Origin of the sequence: Brevibacterium sp. SIMBA_078, from assembly GCF_046534565.1 — a bacterium.
GTDB lineage: Bacteria > Actinomycetota > Actinomycetes > Actinomycetales > Brevibacteriaceae > Brevibacterium.
This window is the reverse complement of record NZ_JAWRYQ010000182.1, coordinates 1-275: the sequence shown is the minus strand read 5'-3', so window position 1 is coordinate 275 and position 275 is coordinate 1. Positions and strand designations below refer to the sequence as shown.

The 275-nt window shown below is 60.4% G+C and carries 1 pseudogene; it reads right to left on the bottom strand.

Annotated elements, in window-relative coordinates:
• Nucleotides 1-275: pseudogene (locus tag SB749_RS19360) on the bottom strand (hypothetical protein); the annotation flags it as partial.

Genomic DNA, 275 nt, shown 5'->3' with positions numbered 1-275 from the left:
CGTCAATGCCGGACTGGCGCCACCATCGAAGAAGCGTCGGTATTGCGCCGATGCCAACGGGGCGATTGCGACAAGAACCAGCGCTGCACCGCTCGCGACGATGACCTCCGGCAGTGCGCCATGAAAATAACTGACCGCCACGCCACCAAGGAGCATACCCGCGGGAGTCAGCGCCCCCATCAGCGAGCTGAGTAGCCCCATAACTCGGCCGAGATAGCCGTCTTGCACACGCAGCTGAATCACCGTTTCAGCTGCTATCGAGAAGAAGATTGAAC